Genomic DNA, 22375 nt, shown 5'->3' on the forward strand with positions numbered 1-22375 from the left:
AACGCCGGCGCGCCCCTGCTATTCAAAGAAGCTCGGAAGCCTCTATGCGTCTGTGCAAAAGCGCGTGAACGAGCTCATCTCTTGAGCTCCCAAGAAATTCGCGAGCGCATCAACTCGGGCGTGGCCACCCTGCTGGCCGCGCCCCTCTGCATCGCACTGCTGCTGGTTTTACCATTTCTGATTTGGGATAGGCACCTTCGCTAGCTCCATGCAAGTGAATTGTGGTCCCACGTGGATTCTTTGGGCCCGATCGCGAGCGCGGGCCCGAAGGCTGTAGTAGCTGGCCCATGCCTGGCGCGACGGGTCGCAGACGCTTTCCTGGCTGCCGCCGTCCCAATAGGTGGGTACGTCCATGCGCGCCTTGGCCTGGGACGAGCCGTTGGTTTGGGTTACGTGGAAGGTCGTCGCGGTGCCCGCGGGGGCGTCGTTCCACGATACGGTGAAGGTGACGCCGTTTTGGCTTGCCGTGGCGGAGTGGGCATAGCCGGTTTCTGCTGCAACGGAGATCGCCTCGGGCGTGCCGTTGGTTTGGGCGCGGAGGGATGGGGTGGGGGCTGTGGTGGCCGTGTTGGTTGCGGCGGCGGTGGCGTCAGCGCTTTCCGCATTGACGGCGTTGGTGCCGGTTGATGTTGTGGTGCTGTCCTCTTCGGTATCTGCTGTCGTATTTGTGTTGGTGCCGTCTTCAGCCTTGCCTGTGTCGATGCTCGTGGCGTCGGCTTGCGCCTGCTGCTCGGTTGTCGCTCGAGGCTGAATGGCTTCCGCAATGGCTGCCATGGGCATCGTCGCGCTGACCATAGACGTGCACGCGATCGCGCAGAGCAGGTAGTAAAGGGGTCGTTTCATAGCGGAGCCTCTCGGTGAGCAGCCAATAGGGTCCGAAGGCAGCTCCAGGCCAGCACTCCGCACATATTTTGTTGGGTTTATTATACGGGAACCCCAGTCTACATCAGCGAGCTTTTTGGGGGATGTTGGGGAGGGGAGTTGGTCCTCGGCCTCGCTGTGCGTAGATGTCTTCGCCCTCGGCGATGTGTCCGTCGGCGAGGAGTGCGAAGCGGCCATACTGAGCAATGCCAATCCACCCGTCTGCGCATCCAAACTCCTGGATTATGCACATCGGGATTTTCACGGTGTTGTCGGCGATATTGTTTTCGCGGACCGTGTACATGCATTAGATGGGGAGGCGCTTGTATCCGTAGGGGCGCACCAGCATTTTCGATGCGATCGCCGTCAAGACAATTGGGTGTGCATCAAGGCGCTGTTAACTGCATGAGCTGATTTCTTATAACCTGTTTAAGCAAAGCGAGAATGGGGAATAAAAATCACTGCCCATCGCGAGTTGGCGATGGGGTACGCTACTGCTGTCAATATCGCAAACGACGAAATTCCGACGTTCGCAACATTGACACCAGCGTTGCCTGCTGCTAGCTGGATAAGAGCCTCGATGGTCATAAGTACCAATTCCTCGCTTTCGTCTAGTATGCCATAGGCAAGCATTGTTTTAGGTGGCCGCGAAAGCGTTGGTTGCACTTGCTGCGCCTTTGATTAGCCTGTCCGGGGAGGGTTAGCCGCCGCTTGTTGATCCGGACAGGTTGATTTATTTGGGGGGTATTTTGGCCGAGTTCGATATCGCTCGTATTCCTCGATATAGTTCCAAAAGTTCATATGCCCATTTCGATCATAGGGCCTCTTTTGCCGAAGTTCAGGCCAAGATTTTAGATTCAGAGTACGTTTCTCATCATGCGTTCTACCCTCTAATTTCCAACGAGATCATTACTGTTCGGTATCGTGGAGGTAAGCGAAGCTGCAAAGTTCGCAATATCGCTTATGCCTCGCATTTCGATCACCGCGTCTTCCAGTACTACTCTTATCTGTGGTCGGACTTATATAACAAGAAGGCTATTGCCGAAGAGTTTAATGAGGTTGCCGTAGCGTACCGCTCTTCGCTTTCATCAGACAGCGCCGTAACTGCTGGCAGCAATATTTCCTCAGCTAAAAAGGCATTCGACTATATGCGTGAGCAAGATTCGGCTTTTGTGCTTACGGGTGATTTCGAGAGCTTCTTCGACAACCTAAATCATGCCCATCTAATAGCGTCGTTGCGTTCGTTGTTTCCCAGTGGACGCTTGCCGGACGATCACTATCAAGTTATTAAAAATATCCTTCGCTATTCGTGCTGGCCTATTGCTGATTTGGCTGCTCGACATGAATTGCCATGGTCGGCAATCGATCTTACTTCGAAGAAGACGATCAGTGACGAGGCTATCGAACTTCGGTTTAAGTCTATCCGTGAACTTAATAAGCTGGATGTTATCTTGCCAAAAGCGGAGTTTCTTGCAAACAAAAGTAAGGTCATCACCAGACCGTGGAAGCGAACGGGTATTGGGCTGGGAATTCCTCAGGGTCTTGCCGCAAGCGGAGTGCTCGCTAACATCTATATGGCCGATATCGACATGAAAGTCAGGCTTGCCGTTGAACGGGTTGGTGGCTTGTATCTTCGTTATTGCGATGACTTTATTATTGCCGTTCCAAAGTCTGGCTTTGATGCACTTGTAGAGGCCATCAATCTAATGGCCGGTGTTGATTCCGTTAAACTTCAGCCTGAGAAAACCAAGGCATTCCGGGTTGATAGCAGCGGGGTTGCTCAGCTTGATTTTGAAAGCGTTCGTACGGGTAAGGTCCTTCCGTACTCCGGTGCACATCCGGCACAGAAAGTCAGCTTCTTGGGGTTTGACTTTGACGGGCGCGTTGTAAGACTTCGACAGTCTACGGTTGGAAGGTACCACAAGCGTCTCCGTGAGGCAGCCAGTGCGATTGCGCGCTCTAATCAGGGGGAGGGAAGGCGCGCATCAAAAAAGCGCGTCTCCGCCCTGTATCAACATTATTCACCGCTCGGTATTAAGGGAAGAAGGTTATGCCCCTCGGGTGATGCTGACACTTCTACATTTTCTCGCTATGGGAACTTTCTTTCCTACGTGGCGAGAGCCCAACAGGCGTTTCCTAATGATCCGATTGCCCCCGATGAGGCTAAGATTTACAGGAAGATAAAGCGTCTGAGCGGTCGGTAGCCATTGATTTGGCGTTGTATTTTGGAGGAAGCGATGGTCAAAAACCAACACTATATTTCGCGCTTCTATCTCAAGAATTTTGCTGCTTCTGACTCGATACTCTCCGTTATTCGGATTGAAAATGGAAAGCCAGGAAGTGTATTTAGGTTCAAACCAGATGGTATTTGCTCCGAGAAGTACTTGCATGAGGTAAAAAGCCGTTCGGAGAGTACTTATTTTCAGGAGGGCGCCATCGAAGATATGCTCAGCCAGGTGGAGTCACGCTTGGCCCCAAAGTACGAAGAGCTTCTTGGGTGTTTAGACGATGGTGAGCTTATCGGCACTGCACGCCTGGTTGAGCTGATTGATTGCTTAATCGCATTCATTGCTTCTCTTGTTGTTCGCCATCCAAAATGGCTTGGTCCGGAACGGAAAAAGCATCAACTTTAATTCCGTTTCTATTTGAAAAGGAAACTTTGACCGTCAGCGATCTTGAGACGCTTGAAGTCATGGGGCTTAAGGACGATCTTCCGGCTATTGTGGAAATGGCAATAATGGATGCCGCGCTATTCTCCACGGACGAGCGTGCGCCTTTGATGCAGATAGTTGATATACTGAAACCGATGAACGTCACATTTTTTGCGGCGCCTGATAATTGTGAGTTCATAGCTACGTCTTTTCCGCTGCACGCTGAATGGATGTCAACATCCGATGCGGACCCTGTGGCGGTTTATTTCCCACTGTCATCACAATTTGCAGTGGCCTTCCGTAGTTGTGAACCGACCGGCGGGAAACTCGTTTGGCCTCTCATAGCGGAACAGGTTGACTCTCTGAATCGTTGTCTTGTTGGGGGAAGTGACTTAAACGATTTAGTCTTTGGGACTAATGGTTCCTATCTTGCGTCGATAATCTCAGCGACAGCTCAACACGGAAATCAATAGATTAATTCAGTACAATTACTCCAAGAACCCTGTTGTTAGGCATTTTTATGACAGCGATAAACCCTTGCCTATTTGGGCGCTATTCGAGGTCATGACTCTAGGAAACTCTGGTGTTTTCTATTCGTGCTTAAAGGGCTCGGTTAGACAGAGCATATCTGATGACCTAAAGCTTCCGAACAATTACGACGGTCCCGGGCTTCTCGAACGTACTATCTTTGTGCTCAAAGATCTCCGTAACGCGATTGCTCATAACAGTGCCATTTATGACGTTAGGTTTAAGAGGGCAAAAGTGGGAAATCAGCTTGGCCAGATGCTGTCATCCGAGGTTGGCGTTCTTTCGATAGACTTTTCAACTATTACTGATTATGTCGTCCTAATTGTCTATCTGCTCAGAAAGATGATGGTTTCCAAAACTGAGTGCTATCAGTTAATTCGGAACTACTCTAGCGTGCTGGAAGACTTGCACGGCTCCCTGTCTTCCTCAGATTTTCATAAAATAGTAAAGACTGGGGCTAGGAGCAAGATGGATGCACTTCGTAGCTATATAGCTGCTTCTTAGGAAGCAGTAGCTAAAGATGGAGGCTAAAGATGGAGACGACATTCTTTGGTGCTGGGCCCGTAGACAAACATAGGATATCGACTAAAATATAGCCAATTGCGGTGGAAGCCTTCGGGCGACACCTGAAGAGGGTTGATGCGTCGGCCCTCTTTTTTTGTCGATTTCTTTACAGCATGCGTGAGATGGCTGCATGGAATCGTTCTGGATAATGTCATCTCCAGAATTGCCCCTGCGATCCAGCGGCCGCTCAAAGCAGGCATACCTCACGATGCCGATTCAGCCGTCGGCGTACCTGAACTCCTCGATCAATCGTCTGGTAGTCAGGACAGCGATGTTTACGGTGCCGCTCTTTAAATTGAATTGACCCCTTGGAGCCTAGACGATAGAGTAAATAGTTGGTATTGACGTAGTCAACCTACGGGCCTACGTCCTGCGGAGAGGCGGCCGTTCTTTTGGATGGCCGTCTTTCTTCATTATGCTTATTGTGAGGGCTTATTACGCCAAGGTTGGCGGACATAAAATCGTTAATTACATCCGAATGGTCTGGATGCCTGAGCGTTATCTGACTGAGAATGAGTCTAAACGGTGTATTAAGGACTAATGTGAGTGCAGAAGATATCAGGTTTACCGGTGAGGATGATGGGAAGAGATGCCGCAATCATCATCTTATAGTGGTTGGCAACGGTTTCGATCTTTCCTGTGGCCTGGCGTCTTCGTTTAAGGATTTCTTTGAGCCTCGAATGAAGGTCATAGATTCTCTTGTCTCGGAAGAGGGCGCTTGTGATTACGGAGCCATCAAAGCGAGAGGCCTGACTGCTTGGGATCTAATCCTTAGAAGCCGGAAGGACATGGAGGCAAGAGCCTTCAACGTGAACTGGTGCGATGTCGAGACGGCTATTGCCAATGTGTTTGGCATCAACCTGCCCGAGGACGGCATCGACGATGAGGGCGTAATGATATCCGACTATGCCGTCTCGTTCGGTTCTCTGCAGGACTACTTTTATATAGCAAATGAAGCGAACGCTCTCAATGTAAGTGACTACATCGAGAATCGGGTCGACGAGATCGAACGGCTTGGAGACGGCATTGACGATGGTAATCAAGGGGTTCTTTCTGAGCTGAGCATTGAAGATTCGGAGAGTTCGGATGACTCAGAGGTATATTCTGCTCTATTGAGAGAGGGTGCTCGCCTTTTGGGACACGAGCCCAATCCTTGGACCGAGCGTGTGGGGCATTACCTCGCCCATGCGTTCCCTCGGGTCCTTGAGGATCCCGAGGGGCAGTTTTCTTCCATCCTCATGTCGGAACTCGAGCGTATGGAACACTACTTCAATTGCTATCTCAAAGATGAGGTTGCTCGCAACGATGGCTATTCAGATTGTTCGGATAACTTAATGCGCAAGCTGATTGAGCATACCGTGGTGCCCGATGGTGTGCCCGATGATGCGGTGACTGTTCTCAACTTTAACTATACGTCTCCATATCGGTGGCTTAAACAGCGGTTTGGGGATGCCGATCTTGTCAATATCCACGGCACGCTTGATGGTGAATGCATTTTTGGAATCGACGGTTCCGGCAATTTGGATAATCGGGATATCCTCCCATTTACCAAGACATATCGTGTATTGAAGTCTGCCCGAGGGGTTCCAAGTGGCTCGATTGCGTATCCTTCGCAAAGGGGAGGGGATGGTCTTAAGACATCTTCGATAGTCTTTTTTGGCCATTCGCTTTCGCGAGCCGATTATTCGTATTTTGAGTCTATTTTTAGCACGGTGGATTTGTATAACGGGCATACCAGCCTGGTCTTCCTATACTCAAGCTACGCCAAGGGTGTTCGCGACTCAGAGGTGGCCAAGGTACTTGCCCTTCTCGATTACTATGGCGCTTCGCTTGGTATTGCCGGACGTAGCAACAACCTTGCACACAAGCTCATGCTCGAAGGCCGACTTGTCGTTCGGGAGATTTAGGTCGATCTGCTCAAAAGGTTGTTTTCTGAGGGGTCTCTTATCGCGTCTTCAGTTTTAGGGTGCTTGGTGTTGTCGTGTTTTCCGGAAGTGCGGGGAAAAATCGGAAACCTCCGAGCACACCCGGATTTTTACCAACAAAGCCGCAGGTCGCTGATGCCCAAAACCGGGGTGTGGTCGACAGCTCTCTGTTTTTCACCGCACTTCCGGAACCGCTCGATGGAAGTATGCGACAAATTTCGGAACTCTCGAGCACGCCGCCCTTTTCAAGAAACGAAACCGCAGGTAGAAGCTTTGTCACTATCCAGTGTGGTTGAAATGTCTGGAATTTGCCGCATACTACAGGTTTGAGTGGCTCTCTCAGTAGGTTTTCATGGTTCGGATTGGCTTTGGTTACATGACGTTTCCCGTAGTTACGTAATTGATGCAGGTCTCCTATCTCTTGCCGTAATATAATTACGGCAAGAGATAGGAGACTCTCATGCTTAAGCGTTTTACTGTTGATGGCTATAGGAATTTTTCGACTCCGGTTTCATTTAATTTCGCAGCTTCTCGTGATTACCAGTTTGCAGAAAATAACGTTAAAAACGGAACCGTGAAAACTGCACTTTTGATCGGCAGAAATGCGTCTGGTAAATCGAATTTCGGTTCAGCTTTATTCGACATTACACTCGGCTTTCCAAAGGCATTCGATTATTCTGACCAGGATGATCGTCTGTTTTTGAGTGCTGACTGCGGGCGAGGTACGGCACAGTTCACCTATGTCTTTGAATTTGACGGTCGCGAAATCAATTACTGCTATGAGAAGACTTCTCCGACTACTTGGCTTCACGAGACCCTATTGATTGATGGGGAACGAATTTTCGAATTCAATAATGCAAGCGGCGTTTTCGAAGAGAACCATCTTGAACGAATCGGTGCTGCTGGGATCAATTTTGAATTCTCCGATACCTCGTTGAGCCTTCTTTCATACATAACGAGCAGTCTTCCAACTAATGTTTTAGGCGTCTTGGCGGAGTTGCGCCGATTTGTCTCGCGCATGAGACTGATTCGCATGGACAGTTTTCGATTGAAAGGGTTTGAAACAAGAAAGGTAATCGACAAGATCATACGCGAGAACAAGGTCGCGGAATTCGAGTCATTTATTCGCAATTTTGGAGTCGATGAGTCCCTGATCGTTATTAAAGAGTCCGACGGCTTACCTGTTCTGTATTTCAATCATCCCATGCGATGCATCCCGTTTGTCGAGGCATGTTCTAGCGGTACAAGAACTCTGGTTAAGTTGTTCTCTGAGCTTGAGCTTAACGAGTCGGCCAGCTTTTTGTTCATAGATGAGTTTGACGCTTTTTGTCACTTTGAGATGGCAGAGAGCCTTTTGAAGCTCTTTGCTTCAAAGGCATCGTGTCAGATACTGTGCTCGACCCACAATACCTCGCTTGTTAAGAATGGCGTAATGAGGCCTGACTGCGTTTATCAAATCTCTGCAAAAGGGGGCATTCGAACTTTGGCCGATTCCACCGATCGCGAGTTGAGGCTTGGCAACAACATTGAGAAGCTCCTCCGTGCCGGAGAGTTTGACTAGTCATGAACAATGCGTCCGTAAAGAACGTCCTGCTCATTGTCGAAGGTGCTAAACGCGAGCCTCAGCTGATGGAGCGCATGTTTGATTCTTTTAGCCTCGCAGATGATCATCAAATTGTTCCTGTCGAGATTAATGTTCATGACTTTCTAGACAAGCTCTTTCAAGAATGCGGTTGCGATTTCGAGTCCATTGATCTTAAATCCTTTGTCGCAGAGCTTCTTTCGGATAAAGATGATGCGGCCCAGCTTCTCGAATCCAGTTTTACAGACACCTTGCTTATATTTGACTTAGATCCTCAGGACAATCGGCTCGATTTTAAGCGGCTTGAGCTAATGCAAGACTATTACTGCGACAGCACTGATATGGGTCAGCTATATCTAAGCTATCCATCGGTTGAAGCATATCGTGATTTTGATCCCTCGAAGTTTTTCTCTCTGGATGATGCCCTTGTTCCTTCAGATGTGATTTTTGGCCAGCGATCTTACAAGGACTGGGTTGCCAGGAGGGGAGATTCGCTTGCGGATATTGGGCGTATTGATGGCTATACATTTGCTTGCATTATTGCCGTTCATGCCCTGAGGTCGCTATGGTTAACTAATGAACAGGCGACGCAAAATGCAAACGAGTGTATGGCTGACTTAGCTGCGACTGTGGCGGACATCAATCATTCTGAACTTTTGCTCAACGAGATTGATCGTCTGAACAATGATTCATTTTGCGCATGCTGCACTTGTCTATTCTTTATTTCGAATTGGCCTAAGCGACTTAACGACGTTTTGAATAAGGCGATTAAGAGGGGTTTGGGTATTCGTTTGTTCTAAATCTATAACGGCAGCGACAAGGTGATTAAGCTCGAGCGCAAAAAGAAGTACGGCAGCTGGATCTACAAGGAGGACGCGCCACTTACACGCGGTGAGTTTGAGCAGATTCTGGCTGGCGACTACGGCTTTTTGCTGAGGAGCCCCTATCCGCTCTGTCGCGAGCTCTACATCGAGTGCATCTACAACATGATGCGCCCGTGGGCCATCGTGGACTATGAGCGTGAGCCGTGGGTGATGGACGAAGGTACCGTGCGCATTTCGTTTGACATGAACATGCACGCGGCGGTGGGAAGCTTTGACATTTTTGATGCAACGCTGTCCGCATTGCCCGTACTGGAGCCCGGCAAACTGGTGATGGAGGTCAAGTTTACCGAGTTTTGCCCACAGCTGGTGCGTGATATGGTGCCGCTGAGCGTGGGTTTGGTCAGGTCTATCCTGCCAAGATTGGCCTGTCGCTGCTCGTGGCGCTCGCCATGGGCATCTTGATTTATTACGTGTACAAGCGCTTTTTTACCGGTGTGGTGTATTCGCGCAGCTTCGCCGTGACGCTCGTGGGCATGTGCGTGCTCACCTGCATGGTCACGCTCGCGATCTCGACGAACGTGGTTATCTCGCTCGGTATGGTCGGTGCTCTGTCTATTGTCTGCTACCGCACGGCGGTCAAGGACCCGCTCGACCTGCTGTATCTGTTTTGGGCCATTACCACGGGCATTACGGCGGGTGCCGGCATGTATGCGCTCGTGGGGCTCACGGCGGTGGTGATTGTGGTGATGATTGCCGGCTTTGCGAGCCACCAGGACAAGGCGCGCGTGTACATGATGGTCATCCACTACACGGGCCAGACCGCCGGCGACGACATTGTGCGCGCCTTTGGCCGCACCAAGTTCACCGTCAAGTCCAAGACCATGCGCGGTGACAAGGTCGAGACGGCCGTCGAGGTGTTCTCGGACGGCGTTGATATGCCCTATGCCGACGCCATCCGCGCGCTCGACGGCGTGGAAGACCTGACGCTCATCCAGTACAACGGCGAGTACCACGGCTAACTATTTCCGGCGTTCTACCGAACGCCGGACCGGTCGACGCTGCGCGAACATCTGCCGGGCGATCTGCCGCTCAAACCGTCGCTCGCGTACATAAAGTACGCTTCGCTCCTCTTTCGCGGCACCTCGCCACGGCAGCTGCCCGCTCGCTGACGTTTGCTCGACCTGAGTGGGCCGATTTGGTTCGCATGCCGTCTTCACGGGTATCATGGTGAAAGCGATTTCAACGACAGGGGTACTCGTGGTAAAGATGAAAGATGTGGCCGAGCTGGCCGGCGTTTCGAGCGCCGCCGTCTCGCGCTACCTCAACGGTGGCTACATATCGACGGACAAGGCCGAGCGCATTAAGCAGGCGATTGAGCTGACCGGATACGTGCGGTCCAGCCAGGCTCGCGCGCTGCGCACCGGTTCCACCAAGCTCATCGGCGTCATCGTACCTAAGATTAACTCGGAATCCGTGAGCCGCATTACCGCCGGCATTGGCCAGGTGCTCGGTCGCCGTGGCTACCAGATGCTGCTTGCCAATACCGACAACGCGGCCGATCGCGAGCTCGAATACCTCGATTTATTCCAAAACCACCCGGTCGATGGCATTGTGCTGGTGGCAACCATGATTACCGACGAGCATCGCCGGGCGATTGAGTCGTGCCGCGTGCCCATCGTGCTGATCGGTCAGAATGTTGAGGGCGCGGCGTGCGTCTATCACGACGATTACGAGGCCGCCTTTGAGCTGGGTCATGCGCTTGCGGGTCGCGTGGATGGCAAGATTGCCTACATTGGAGTTACCGAGGAGGACCGCGCTGCTGGCTATGACCGCCGTCGCGGTTTTGAGGCTGGCTTGCGCGCCGCGGGCGTGGCGCTTGATCCGAGCCTGATTCGCCAGGGGTCTTTTACGCTCGACTCGGGCTATGGTGCGGCGCGTGAACTGCTTTCCGCCGCTCCCGATGTTTCGTTTATCGCCTGCGCGACCGACACCATGGCGGCGGGTGCGCTGCGTGCCATCGATGAGGTTCGCGGCGTGGGCGAGGGCATGCACCGCGTAAGCGGTTTTGGTGACAACGCGTTTTTGCGCGCGCTGACGGGCGGCATTCCCACCGTGCACTATGGCTACCTGACCAGTGGCGTCGAGGCGACCAATATGTTGCTCAACACGCTCGATGGCGTGGAGGGGGAGAGCGGTCTCAAGACGCTCAAGCTCGGCCATCAGCTTATGAATGTCTAGGTTTTGGGCACGTCTGTCTGCCTCTGAGTTGCCTGTTTTTGCCTTAAAACTACCTTTCGCCGGCTTTTTCCTACCGTTCACCCTACTATGAAAACGATTACAGACTTATATAACTGAAAACGATTACAGTATAAGTGTCAAAGATGGCCGGGTGCACATACGCCCGTTGGAGGAAAGGGAAGTCATGGACTACCGCAAATCAGCCCAAGAGGTGCTCGACAACGTCGGTGGCGCCGACAACGTTGTTTCGGCCGCGCACTGCGCTACGCGTCTTCGCCTGGTGATCGCCGATAACGCCAAGGTTAACAAGGGGGCCATCGAGAACGTCGACGGCGCCAAGGGCGTCTTTGAGGCTCAGGGCCAGCTTCAGATTATTTTTGGCACCGGCACTGTCAACAAGGTCTACGAGGAGTTCATCGCGCTTAGTGGCGTCGAGGCTGCCACCAAGGCCGAGGTCAAGGAGGCCGCGGCGCAGCAGCAGAACATCTTTATGCGCGCCATTAAGGTACTCGGCGACGTCTTTGTCCCCATCATCCCCGCCATCGTGGCTTCGGGCCTGCTGCTGGGAATCATGAGCGCCCTCAACTTTATGGCCTCCAACGGCTTTATCGCGCTCGACACCAATAACTTTATCTACAAGATCGCCGACCTGGTCTCGGGAGCGTCCTTCGGCATTCTGCAGATCCTGATCGGCTACTCCGCCGCCAAGGCCTTTGGCGCCAACCCGTACCTGGGTGCCGTCGTCGGCGGTGCGTTCATCAACTCCTCGCTGCAGAGCGCCTACACGGTTGCCTCCGAGGGCGTGCAGACCATGGTCACCGTCATCCCCGGCGTGTACAGCTTTGAGTGGGTCGGCTATCAGGGCCATGTGATTCCCATCGTTATCGCCTGCGCCATTCTCGCCTTCCTCGAGAAGCGTCTCCACAAGGTTGTCCCCGAGATGTTCGACCTCTTTGTGACCCCGCTTGTCTCGGTGTTCGTGACCGTGCTCGTGACGCTCGTTGCCGTCGGCCCCATCTTTGTTTGGGCCGAGAACGCCATCCTCGGTCTGATCCAGACCCTGCTGACCCTGCCCTTCGGCATCGGTTCCTTTATCGTCGGCCTGTTCTATGCCCCCACGGTCGTTACCGGTATCCACCAGATGTACACCGCCATCGACCTGGGCCAGCTCGCCCAGTACGGCGTGACCTACTGGCTGCCCATCGCTAGCGCTGCCAATATCGCCCAGGGTGGCGCCGCGCTTGCCGTTGCCTTTAAGACCCGCGATGCCAAGATCAAGGGCCTGGCGCTTCCTTCGGCTCTGTCCGCCTTTATGGGCATTACCGAGCCTGCCATCTTTGGTGTGAACCTGCGCTTCTTTAAGCCCTTCATCGCCGGCTGCATCGGCGGCGGCTGCGGTGCCCTGGTCTGCGCGCTCACCTCGCTGGCTGCCTCCGGCACGGGCGTTACCGGTATCTTCGGTATCCTGCTGTGCCTGGCCCAGCCCGTGCAGTACGCGATCATGTTTGCGGTCGCCGCGCTGGTTTCCTTTGGCGTCTCGTTTGTCCTGTACAAGGACGAGCCCAAGGCTTCCGAGCAGGCCTAAGGGCTTTTGATTGAGGGGGTGCCCGCGGGTTGTATGCTCGCGGGCGTTTCCCGTATCTGGTGCCGATATCTGGTGCCGTGTAACTTTCGATCCGTTAGGACTTTGATATGTCTAATGCACTTGGTCGCGACCTTGCAAAGCTGGTTGCCGCTGTTGACGCTGCCGCCTCTGAGTGCGGTCATGGCGCGTATGGCCAGCACTTCCATATTATGCCGCCGGCGGGTTGGCTCAATGACCCCAACGGTCTTTGCCAAGCGGGCGGCGTGTTCCACGCTTATTTTCAATATGCGCCGTTTGATGTCGAGGGTGGCGTTAAGGTCTGGGGTCATGCGACGAGCCGCGACCTTATGACGTGGGACTACGTTGGCGCCCCGCTGCTGCCCGACGAGCCGTTCGATTGCCATGGCGTGTATTCGGGCTCCGCGCTTGCTGAGGACGGCCGCATTCGCGTGCTGTACACGGGCAACGTTAAGCTTTCCGATGCAGACGGCACGTACGACTACGTCAATACCGGTCGACGAGCCGATACTGTTTATGTCGAGAGCATTGATGGTCTTGCCGGTCGGGAGTTCACCCAAAAGCGCGTGGTGCTGGCGTCCGATGATTATCCCGAGGATTTGACCTGCCACGTGCGCGATCCCAAGGTGTGGCGTGACGCGGACGGGCGTTATCACATGGTGCTGGGCGCCCGTCGTCGCGTGGATGGACCGCATATCGAAAGCCATTTTTGTGCGATGCACGGCGAGGGTGCCGGGCGCGATGTGGGCGAGATCCTGGTGTATGGCTCGGCCGATATGTTGAGCTGGGAACTCGAGAGCCGTGTGTCTACGCCCGAGCGTTTCGGCTTTATGTGGGAGTGCCCGGGGTATCTTGAGCTTAAGACCGATGACGGTGTGCCGGTGAAGTTCCTGTCCTTCTCTCCTCAGGGGCTCGAAGGCGGTCGTTGGGACCGCGGCAACGTATACGCTGCTGGCTACATGCCTGTAACAGGCGACATTACCGGCGGCGACGGTGCCTATGAGCTGGGCGAGTTCCGCCTGTGGGACGCCGGTTTTGACTTCTATGCTCCGCAGGAGTTCACGGCCGAGGACGGTCGCCACATGCTGATCGGCTGGATGGGCATGCCCGATGAGCCGACCTATGGCAACGTGCCCACCGTGGTGTGCGGCTGGCAGCACTGCATGACGGTGCCGCGTGAGCTTACAACCGGTGCCGGCGGCGTGGTGCTGCAGCAGCCGGCGCGCGAGATCGAGCGCCATTATGCCTCGGTGCGTGTGGGGGTGGGCTCGTTGGAGGTTGCCGGCGATACCTGCTTTGACGTTATTGTTGGCGGTATCGAAGGCGCGTTTACCGCAACCGTTGATGGCGAGCTGAAACTGGCGTTTATGCCCGCCGAGGGCGAGCTGCCCTCGCGCTTTGAGATGCGATTTACCGATGAAGGTCGCGCTTCTGCCGGCTGCGGTCGTACCGTGCGCTGGGAGCCCGTCGACGAGGTTCGTAACGTGCGCATTGTCGCCGATGTCTCGTCGGTCGAGGTGTTTGTGAATGATGGCGCGCTCGTGTTTTCGACGCGCATCTATCCGGAGGCCTATGGCGTGTCCGTTGACGCTCCGGGTGCGAGCGTGACCTGCCACGTACTCAATATCTAGGCGATTGGTCGTCTATCGGCGCTATACTGCAGCCGTTGCCCACGATGCGGGGAACACCCGCATCGTGGGTTTTTGCTTATGAAGGGACGGTGCCGCGTGGACGTACAGCAGCTAGAAGAGGCCTGGGCTTTGAGGGCCGGCGCGCGTGAAGCGCGGTTGCTCACGGCCTCGCATGTGCCAGCAGCGTTGTCGCAATTGGGGATTGTGCGCCCCGGTGACCGCCTAGTTGCGTTTGCCGATGACTTTGTCGATGCGTTTGCGCACGGCTTTGATGCCCTCAACGTGGCTATGGTGGGGGAGCTGTCGGTTGCAGCGTTTGACGCCGCGTCCGCGGGCTTTGATGCTTCGTTTGATGCCGCGGGCCCGCATCTGTGGTGGTTCGTTAACTCCATTGGCGGGTTTGGCCTGCGCGTGCCCGATCTTCGTGCTCTGGGCCGCGCGGCTCGTGATGCCCGTGCACTCCTCGTGGTGGATAACACTGTGGCAAGCGTCTTTGGGTGCGATCCGCTGCGCTTGGGAGCCGTGCTGTCGCTCGAGGCCCTTGATCGTGTGTGTGCCGGTGGGGCTCCGCGCAAGCTTGTGGCGGCGTCGGTTGCGCGCTCGCAGCTCAAACGGCATCGTGTGGACACCGCTGCCGAGTGCGCGCATGCGTTGCTTACCGGCTGCGGTGCGCCTGTGCTTGATCTGAATGTTGATGAGGCCGACGTGCTGGAGTGCGGGCTCGAGACGCTCAACGCTCGCATGCAATCGCACTTTGACCGCGCCCGTGCGCTGGCAGAGTATTTGGCTGCGAACGAGATGGTGCGCAATGTGCGTTACCCCGGGCTGAGTTCGCATCCCGATCATGCAGTTGCAACGGGAATCCTCGAGCACGGCTTTGGTCCGGTAGTTGAGTTTGACCTTATCGAGCGCAGCGCAGGTGAGCTGTTCGAGGCTTTGCCGGGGGAGTTTCGCACATCGCCCGCCGGCGGCGCCGCGACGCGCCTTTCTGCTCCACACGGCAAGCAGGGGAGTACCATCCGCCTTTTCGCCGGCACCGACGATCCTCTGGCAGTAGCGGCCACCCTAGACCACGCCCTCCGCAAGTAGCTAATTTGGGACGGGGCTTTTTTAGCTACCCAATGTCAATTTTTGGCTATGAGTCAAGAATGCTCTGGATGGGTAGCTAAAAAAGCCCCGTCCCAAATTAGCTACTCTTTGATGCTGGCGATGAGGTCGTTGGCCTTGGTGGCGATCGCTTGGTTGATTTCTGCTTGCAGGCCCTTGTAGACCGCTACGGCTCGCTTGCCGGCGCGGTTGAGCGAGTGCTCGCGGGCGATACCCTGCAGCAGCAAGACGCGGCCGTGGCCGAACACGCCCGGCAGATCGTTGTCGCACGATTGAATGACCAGTCGCGCCGCCGTCTTGTGCTCCATGTGCCCCACGTCTTCCCGCTAAAGTGTTTGCTGGGCAAACGCAATGCCTGCGTCAAGCCCTCGTGTGCTCTTCTTAAATCATGCATTGTAGCAGTCAAAGTGCGTTAAGATACTTCCCCAGTATTGGGCGCCCAAGGTTGGGCTGGGTCCTACGAGGCCTGCAGCCGACCGGTCGCATGGAAAAAGGAGAAACATGGCTACGTTCTTTCCCGGTGAGTCCCACACGTTTTCGGAGTATCTGCTGGTCCCTGGTTACTCGTCCTCGCAGTGCATCCCCAACAACGTCTCTCTTAAGACGCCGCTGACCCGCTTTAAGCGCGGTGAGAAGCCGGCAATCACCCTGAACATCCCCATGGTTTCCGCCATCATGCAGTCCGTCTCGGGCGTCGACATGGGTGTCGCGCTCGCTACCGAGGGTGGCCTGTCCTTCATTTACGGTTCCCAGACCCCCGAGTCCGAGGCCGCTATGGTCAAGGCCGTCAAGGATCACAAGGCCGGCTTTGTTCAGTCCGATTCCACGCTGACCCCCGACATGACCATGGAGCAGGTCATCGAGCTCAAGGAGAAGACCGGTCACTCCACCATGCCGGTAACCGACGACGGCACTCCCAAGGGCAAGCTCCTGGGTATCGTCACCAGCCGCGACTATCGCCCCAGCCGCGATGACCACCAGAAGAAGGTCTCCGAGTTCATGACCCCGCGTGAGCAGCTCATCGTGGGCGACAAGAACATTAGCCTCAAGGTTGCCAACGACGTCATCTGGGACAACAAGCTCAACGCTCTGCCTATCGTCGACGACAACGATCACCTTATGGGCATCGTCTTCCGCAAGGACTACGACAGCCACAAGACCAACCCCAACGAGCTGCTCGATAACGACAAGCGCTACATGGTCGGCGCCGGTATCAATACCCGCGATTATGCCGAGCGCGTGCCGCTGCTCATCGAGGCTGGTGCCGATGTCCTGTGCATTGACTCTTCCGAGGGCTTCAGCGAGTGGCAGAAGCGCACCATCGAGTGGATTCGCGCCAACTACGGCGAGGACGTCAAGGTCGGTGCCGGTAACGTCGTCGACGCCGAGGGCTTCCGCTTCCTGGCCGACTGCGGTGCCGACTTCATCAAGGTCGGTATCGGCGGCGGTTCCATTTGCATTACCCGCGAGACCAAGGGCATTGGCCGTGGCCAGGCCACCGCGCTGATCGACGTCTGCCGCGCTCGCGACGAGTACTACGAGGAGACCGGCGTCTACGTGCCCGTGTGCTCCGACGGCGGTATCGTATACGACTACCACATGACGCTCGCCCTTGCTATGGGTGCCGACTTTATGATGTTGGGTCGCTACTTCGCCCGCTTCGATGAGAGCCCGACCGAGCGCGTCAACGTCAACGGCCAGTACATGAAGGAGTACTGGGGCGAGGGTTCTGCGCGTGCTCGCAACTGGCAGCGCTACGACCTGGGCGGCGCGGCGAAGCTCAGCTTCGTCGAGGGCGTCGACTCCTACGTTCCCTATGCCGGTTCCCTTAAGGACGGCGTGGGAGGCACGCTCTACAAGGTCAAGTCCACGATGTGCAACTGCGGTGCCCTCTCGATCCCCGAGCTCCAGGAAAAGGCACGTCTGACCCTGGTAAGCTCGACCTCGATCGTCGAAGGCGGAGCCCACGACGTTGTCGTGAAAGACTCCCAGCAGTCTGTGTCTTATCGATAGGATAAGAGCTGCACATAAAGGTTGAGTTCCAACCACGTTATTTAGATAAAGCGAGATGCCTGCAAGTCGCAGACATCTCGCTTGTTGTATTTGCTATCATCATGCGAGTCAACCTTAGGGTCGGGCGGCTTAGCTTTGTTCGCTACAAGTTCCGCACGCAAAGTAGAGCACTTAATGTGTTCTTCGTCTTGCGCAGGACTGTTCGCAGTAGCGAATAAAGCTAAGCCGACCGACCCCATTAAAGATTAAAGGAGCTGATATGTGCGATTGCACAGATCATAAGGACGAGATTCCTGCCTACGACGCGCAGGCCATCGAGTCCCGGTGGATGAAGGCCTGGGAGGACTCCAACCTCTTTGCCGTCGACACCGATGCCACCAAGCCCAAGAAGTACGTGCTCGAGATGTTCCCGTATCCGTCGGGCGACCTGCACATGGGCCACGCGCGCAACTACACCATCGGCGATGCCATGGCCCGTCAGGCCCGCATGCGCGGCTTTGACGTGCTGCATCCCATCGGCTTTGACGCCTTTGGCCTGCCCGCCGAGAACGCCGCCATCAAGCACAACACGCAGGCTGCCGCCTGGACGTATAAGAACATGGACCAGGCGCTCGCCACGATGAGGCGCATGGGCTTCTCCTACGATCTGGATCGTACCGTTAAGACCTGCAGCCCCGACTACTATCGCTGGGGTCAGTGGATCTTTGAGAAGATGTGGGAAAAGGGCCTGGTCTACCGCAAGAAGAACCCGGTTAACTGGTGCCCCACCTGCAAGACCGTTTTGGCCAACGAGCAGGTAACCGAGGGCAAGTGCTGGCGCTGCGGCACCGAGCCCGAGAAGCGCGACCTCGAGCAGTGGTACTACAAGATCACCGAGTACTCCCAGGAGCTGCTCGACGACCTGGAGAAGCTTCCCGGCTGGCCCGAGCGCGTCAAGCAGATGCAGGCTAACTGGATCGGCCGCTCCGAGGGCGCCGAGGTCGACTTTACCCTGTGCGATGCCGATGGCGAGCCCATTGAGGGCGACGAGGGCAAGATCACCGTCTTCACTACGCGCGCCGACACGCTCTTTGGCGTTTCCTTCTTTGTCCTCGCTCCCGAGTACGCTCGTCTGCACGAGCTCGTCGAGGGCACTCAGTACGAGGAAGCCGTCACCAAGATCGTCGAGGACTCCAAGCATATCTCTGCCGTCGAGCGCGCCCAGGGCACCCTCGAGAAGCACGGCGCCTTTACGGGTCGCTACGTGGTGAACCCCGTCAACGGCGAGAAGATCCCCGTATGGGTTGCCGACTACGTCGTGGCCGACTACGGCACCGGTGCCGTCATGGCCGTTCCCTGCGGCGACCAGCGCGATTTTGAGTTCGCCCGCAAGTACGACCTGCCGATCGTGCCGATCATTCTGGACGATGAGGATCGCGCTGCCGTCGAGGCCAGCGGCGAGACCATCGACACCTTCCATGCCGAGACCGTCGACTGGGATTGCGCCCATGCCGCCGAGGGTACGCTGGTGCAGTCGGGCAAGTACACCGGCATGCGCGGCGGTAAGCACTCCGAGGGCGAGTCTGCCATCGTTGCCGACCTCGAGGCCATGGGCTGCGGTCGTCGCAAGGTCGAGTTCCGCCTGCGTGACTGGCTCATCAGCCGTCAGCGCTATTGGGGCAACCCCATCCCGGCCATCCACTGCGAGCACTGCGGTATCGTGCCCGTTCCCGAGGATCAGCTGCCGGTGACGCTGCCTGAGAACCTGGACCTGGGCGCCGGCGAGACCCTCGCCGAGTGCAAGGACTTCTACGAGACCACCTGCCCAGTCTGCGGTCGCCCGGCCAAGCGCGAGACCGATACCATGGACACCTTCACCTGCTCCAGCTGGTATTACCTGCGCTACACCGACCCGCACAACACCGAGCTGCCCTTCTCCAAGGAAGCTGCCGACCGTTGGATGCCCGTCGATAACTACATCGGCGGCATCGAGCACGCCATTTTGCACCTGCTCTACAGCCGCTTCTTTACCAAGGCGCTGCGCGACCTGGGTCTGCTGAGCGTGGACGAGCCCTTCACCAACCTGCTGTGTCAGGGCATGGTCAAGGACGAAAACGGCGACACCATGTCCAAGTCCAAGGGCAATGTTGTGCCCCCGAGCTCGGTTATCGAGCCCTACGGCGCCGATACCATGCGTCTGGCGATCCTGTTTATCGCCCCGCCCGAGAAGGACTTCGACTGGGATCCCAAGGCCGTCGAGGGTGCCAACCGCTTTATCAAGCGCGCCTGGCGTATCGTTTGGCAGCTCGTCCAGTCTGGCGATGCCAACGTGGCCTTCGACAAGTCCGTGCTCGACGAGGCCGCACTCAAGCTCTATCGCGAGCGTCACCGCACCATCGCCAAGTGCACCGAGGACTTTGACCGCGGCCAGTTCAACACTGCCATCTCGGCCGTCATGGAGCTCGTCAACGCGGCGAGCGCCTACCTCAACGCCACCGAGGGTACCGCCCGCGACAAGGCGCTGTGCTACGGCGTGGCCAAGGACATCGTGAGCGTCCTGGCGCCCATCTGCCCGTTCTGGGCCGACGAGCTGTGGCACGAGGCACTCGGCTGCGAGGGCAACGCCTACACCGCCGCCTGGCCCGAGTTCGACCTGGCCGAGTCCGTTGAGGACACGGTGCAGATCGTCGTCCAGGTGCTCGGCAAGGTCCGTGGCCGCATCGACGTGGCCCGCGATGCCTCTAACGAGGAGATGCAGGCTGCCGCTGAGGAAGCCGTTGCCAAGTGGCTTGAGGGCAAGACGGTCGTCAAGGCCATCTGCGTGCCCGGCAAGCTGGTCAACCTGGTGGTCAAGTAAACGCTGCATGCATAGCTGACGCATAAACGACGAGGGGCGATCCGGCTGGGTTGCCCCCCCCGTTTTGTTTTGTCTGCCCAAAGCGCCTGCGGTCAATTGTCTTATTCTTGTGGAGATGCTGTGGGCACGCTGACCTGCGGGTTTCTGCGGCACTTGCGTGTTTCCGCAGGTATTGGTATAGTTTGCTTGCAAATGAAGTTGTAATTGAAAGAAGTGGGGTTTCGGCCCCGCTTCTTTTTTGTATGGATGGAGGTGCCGCAATGGTCAAGACCAAGACCGAGCAGGCGATCATCGACGCGCTCGAGGCCGTCGCTCCCCAGCACGATGTCGACATCGTCGACGTCGAGCTCGTGGGTGCCACCAAGGCCCCCTGCGTGCGTGTGCGTATCGAGGGTGCCGAGGGTCAGAGCCTGTCCCTCAACGACGTCACGGCCAACACCAAGTGGGTCGGCGATGTGATTGAGGAGCTCGACCCCATCTCTTCGAGCTATACGCTCGAGGTGTCGAGCCCAGGCATGGCGCGCCCGCTGCGCCGCCCGTGCGACTTTGCCCGCTTTATGGGCGAGGACTGCGAGCTCACCTCCACCGCCACCGAGGGCCGTCGCAAGTACGCCGGCAAGATTGCCGCCGCCACCGAGACGAACGTGACCCTCGAGCTCGAGGACGGCGAGTCCGTCACCCTCGATTTCACTGATGTTAAAAAGTGCAAGTTGAAGCCCACCTACGACTTCAAGCCCGCGAAGGAAGGAAAGTAAGATGGCAGCATCCGACATGATGTCCGCCCTGATGGAGCTTTGCCAGGAGAAGCACATCGACCAGCTCTACCTGATCGACCGCCTGGAGCAGTCGCTCGCCAAGAGCTACGCCGAGATCCTGCATCTTGAGTGGGGCGCCAAGGTGACCATCGACCGCACCACCGGCAAGATCTATGTCTACCGCCTGGAGCCGATCGACGATTCCATGGACGAGGAGGGCAACTTCACCGAGTTCGAGGAGATCGACGTCACTCCCAAGAACACGAGCCGCATCGCCGCCCAGCACGCCAAGGCCGAGATCAACGCCATCGTTCGCAACTCCGCCCGCGAGCAGATCTACGAGGAGTTCTCCGGCCGCATCGGCGACCTCATCAGCGGTACCGTGCTGCAGTCCACCCCCGACTTTACGATCGTCAAGATTCGCGAGGGCGTCGAGGCCGAGCTTCCGCACTTTGACCAGCGTCGTTATGAGAACGAGCGCAACGAGCGTCCGATGGGCGAGCGCTACCTGCACAACCAGCACATCAAGGCCGTGATCATCGACGTTCGCGACCCCAACTCCAACCTGCAGCCTGTTCGCGGCGAACACAGCCGTCCGCCGATTGTCATCTCTCGTACCCACCCCGAGCTCATGCGTCGTCTGTTTGAGCAGGAGGTGCCCGAGATCTATGAGGGCACCGTCCAGATCAAGTCGATCGCCCGCGAGCCCGGCCAGCGCTCCAAGGTCGCCGTCCACTCGCTCGACGATCGTCTGGATCCCGTGGGCGCCTGCGTCGGCCCCAAGGGCAGCCGTGTTCGCGCTGTCGTGGGCGAGCTCCGTGGCGAGCGCGTCGACGTCATCCTGTGGGATGCCGATCCTGCCGTCTACGTCGCCAACGCCCTTTCGCCCGCTAAGGTCACCCGCGTCCTCATCGACGAGGAGAAGGCCTACGCCGGCGTCATCGTGCCCGACGACCAGCTGTCCCTCGCCATCGGCAAGGAGGGCCAGAACGCCCGCCTCGCTGCGCGCCTGACCGGCTGGCACATCGACATCAAGTCCGAGACGCTTGCCGCCGACATCCTCAAGAACGTTCCCGTTCACGAGGAGCCCGCCGCCGACCTGATCGGTGACGAGGAGGACGAGGACGTCCGCCGCTGCGAGTACGTGTCCGAGGACGGCATCCAGTGCCGCAACCAGGCTCGTCCCGGCTCCCGTTTCTGCGGTGTCCACGACACCGACGCCTTCGATGATGCGGAGGACCTGATCTAGCGCGCGGT

The 22375-nt window shown here is 56.4% G+C and carries 20 protein-coding genes; 17 read left to right on the forward strand and 3 right to left on the reverse strand.

Translation table 11 applies throughout. The features are described from left to right. Positions 1-168: 168 nt before the first annotated feature. Positions 169-843: a hypothetical protein gene (locus tag DXB98_RS00775; RefSeq protein WP_117742796.1), complete on the reverse strand. Its 675-nt coding sequence runs from the start codon at positions 841-843 to the stop codon at positions 169-171. Positions 844-1290: 447 nt separating this feature from the next. Further along, positions 1291-1449: a hypothetical protein gene (locus DXB98_RS10340; RefSeq protein WP_158564762.1), complete on the reverse strand. Its 159-nt coding sequence runs from the start codon at positions 1447-1449 to the stop codon at positions 1291-1293. 161 nt (positions 1450-1610) lie between these two features. On the opposite strand from DXB98_RS10340, the gene DXB98_RS00785 reads away from it, so the two are divergent. The 13 genes from DXB98_RS00785 (at position 1611) to DXB98_RS00845 (ending at position 15496) form a co-directional block, all read left to right on the forward strand. Further along, positions 1611-3065, forward strand: coding sequence for a reverse transcriptase domain-containing protein (locus DXB98_RS00785; RefSeq protein WP_117742798.1), 1455 nt, complete (start codon positions 1611-1613; stop codon positions 3063-3065). 33 nt (positions 3066-3098) lie between these two features. Further along, complete coding sequence (locus tag DXB98_RS00790) at positions 3099-3494, forward strand: DUF4238 domain-containing protein (protein ID WP_117742799.1); 396 nt, start codon at positions 3099-3101, stop codon at positions 3492-3494. A gap of 26 nt (positions 3495-3520) precedes the next feature. Beyond that, positions 3521-3985, forward strand: a complete 465-nt coding sequence (locus tag DXB98_RS00795; protein ID WP_117742800.1) for a hypothetical protein — start codon at positions 3521-3523, stop codon at positions 3983-3985. 4 nt (positions 3986-3989) lie between these two features. Then, positions 3990-4544 carry an Abi family protein gene (locus tag DXB98_RS10560; RefSeq protein ID WP_369831379.1) on the forward strand — a complete coding sequence of 185 codons (555 nt, stop codon included), beginning with the start codon at positions 3990-3992 and terminating at the stop codon, positions 4542-4544. Between the two features lie 602 nt (positions 4545-5146). After that, entirely contained in the window at positions 5147-6511 is a 1365-nt protein-coding gene (locus DXB98_RS00805) for an AbiH family protein (protein ID WP_158550224.1), read from the forward strand. A gap of 478 nt (positions 6512-6989) precedes the next feature. Beyond that, the gene (locus tag DXB98_RS00810; RefSeq protein ID WP_117742802.1) at positions 6990-8090 is read left to right on the forward strand and encodes an ATP/GTP-binding protein; all 1101 of its coding nucleotides are present in this window, start codon (positions 6990-6992) and stop codon (positions 8088-8090) included. Between the two features lie 77 nt (positions 8091-8167). Then, a complete protein-coding gene (locus tag DXB98_RS00815) occupies positions 8168-8911 on the forward strand; it encodes a hypothetical protein (protein ID WP_199407086.1) in 744 nt (247 codons plus the stop codon). Between the two features lie 21 nt (positions 8912-8932). Then, positions 8933-9397 (forward strand): polyphosphate polymerase domain-containing protein, encoded by a 465-nt coding sequence (locus DXB98_RS00820; protein WP_199406622.1) that lies wholly within the window; start codon positions 8933-8935, stop codon positions 9395-9397. Then, complete coding sequence (locus DXB98_RS00825) at positions 9385-9954, forward strand: DUF4956 domain-containing protein (RefSeq protein ID WP_199406623.1); 570 nt, start codon at positions 9385-9387, stop codon at positions 9952-9954. The genes DXB98_RS00820 and DXB98_RS00825 overlap by 13 nt, the downstream gene beginning before the upstream one ends. A gap of 247 nt (positions 9955-10201) precedes the next feature. After that, positions 10202-11173, forward strand: coding sequence for a LacI family DNA-binding transcriptional regulator (locus tag DXB98_RS00830; protein WP_233505052.1), 972 nt, complete (start codon positions 10202-10204; stop codon positions 11171-11173). Between the two features lie 184 nt (positions 11174-11357). After that, positions 11358-12758, forward strand: a complete 1401-nt coding sequence (locus DXB98_RS00835; RefSeq protein ID WP_117742804.1) for a PTS transporter subunit EIIC — start codon at positions 11358-11360, stop codon at positions 12756-12758. Between the two features lie 107 nt (positions 12759-12865). Then, a complete protein-coding gene (locus tag DXB98_RS00840) occupies positions 12866-14407 on the forward strand; it encodes a glycoside hydrolase family 32 protein (protein WP_117742805.1) in 1542 nt (513 codons plus the stop codon). Positions 14408-14503: 96 nt separating this feature from the next. Further along, complete coding sequence (locus tag DXB98_RS00845; RefSeq protein WP_158553110.1) at positions 14504-15496, forward strand: PLP-dependent transferase; 993 nt, start codon at positions 14504-14506, stop codon at positions 15494-15496. 101 nt (positions 15497-15597) lie between these two features. Here DXB98_RS00845 and DXB98_RS00850 read toward each other — a convergent pair whose 3' ends face one another. After that, on the reverse strand, positions 15598-15822 hold the full coding sequence (locus DXB98_RS00850; protein WP_117742807.1) for a hypothetical protein: 225 nt from the start codon (positions 15820-15822) through the stop codon (positions 15598-15600). 193 nt (positions 15823-16015) lie between these two features. Between DXB98_RS00850 and DXB98_RS00855 the strand changes: the two genes are divergently transcribed. From DXB98_RS00855 to nusA, 4 genes are all read left to right on the forward strand, one after another. Then, positions 16016-17527, forward strand: coding sequence for an IMP dehydrogenase (locus tag DXB98_RS00855; RefSeq protein WP_089571691.1), 1512 nt, complete (start codon positions 16016-16018; stop codon positions 17525-17527). Between the two features lie 259 nt (positions 17528-17786). Further along, positions 17787-20363: a leucine--tRNA ligase gene (gene leuS / locus DXB98_RS00860; protein ID WP_117742808.1), complete on the forward strand. Its 2577-nt coding sequence runs from the start codon at positions 17787-17789 to the stop codon at positions 20361-20363. 260 nt (positions 20364-20623) lie between these two features. Next, positions 20624-21118, forward strand: a complete 495-nt coding sequence (rimP, locus tag DXB98_RS00865) for a ribosome maturation factor RimP (RefSeq protein ID WP_117742809.1) — start codon at positions 20624-20626, stop codon at positions 21116-21118. A gap of 1 nt (position 21119) precedes the next feature. Further along, positions 21120-22367, forward strand: a complete 1248-nt coding sequence (nusA, locus tag DXB98_RS00870; RefSeq protein WP_006234042.1) for a transcription termination factor NusA — start codon at positions 21120-21122, stop codon at positions 22365-22367. Positions 22368-22375: the final 8 nt, after the last annotated feature.

Origin of the sequence: Collinsella sp. OM07-12, assembly GCF_003438275.1 — a bacterium.
GTDB lineage: Bacteria > Actinomycetota > Coriobacteriia > Coriobacteriales > Coriobacteriaceae > Collinsella.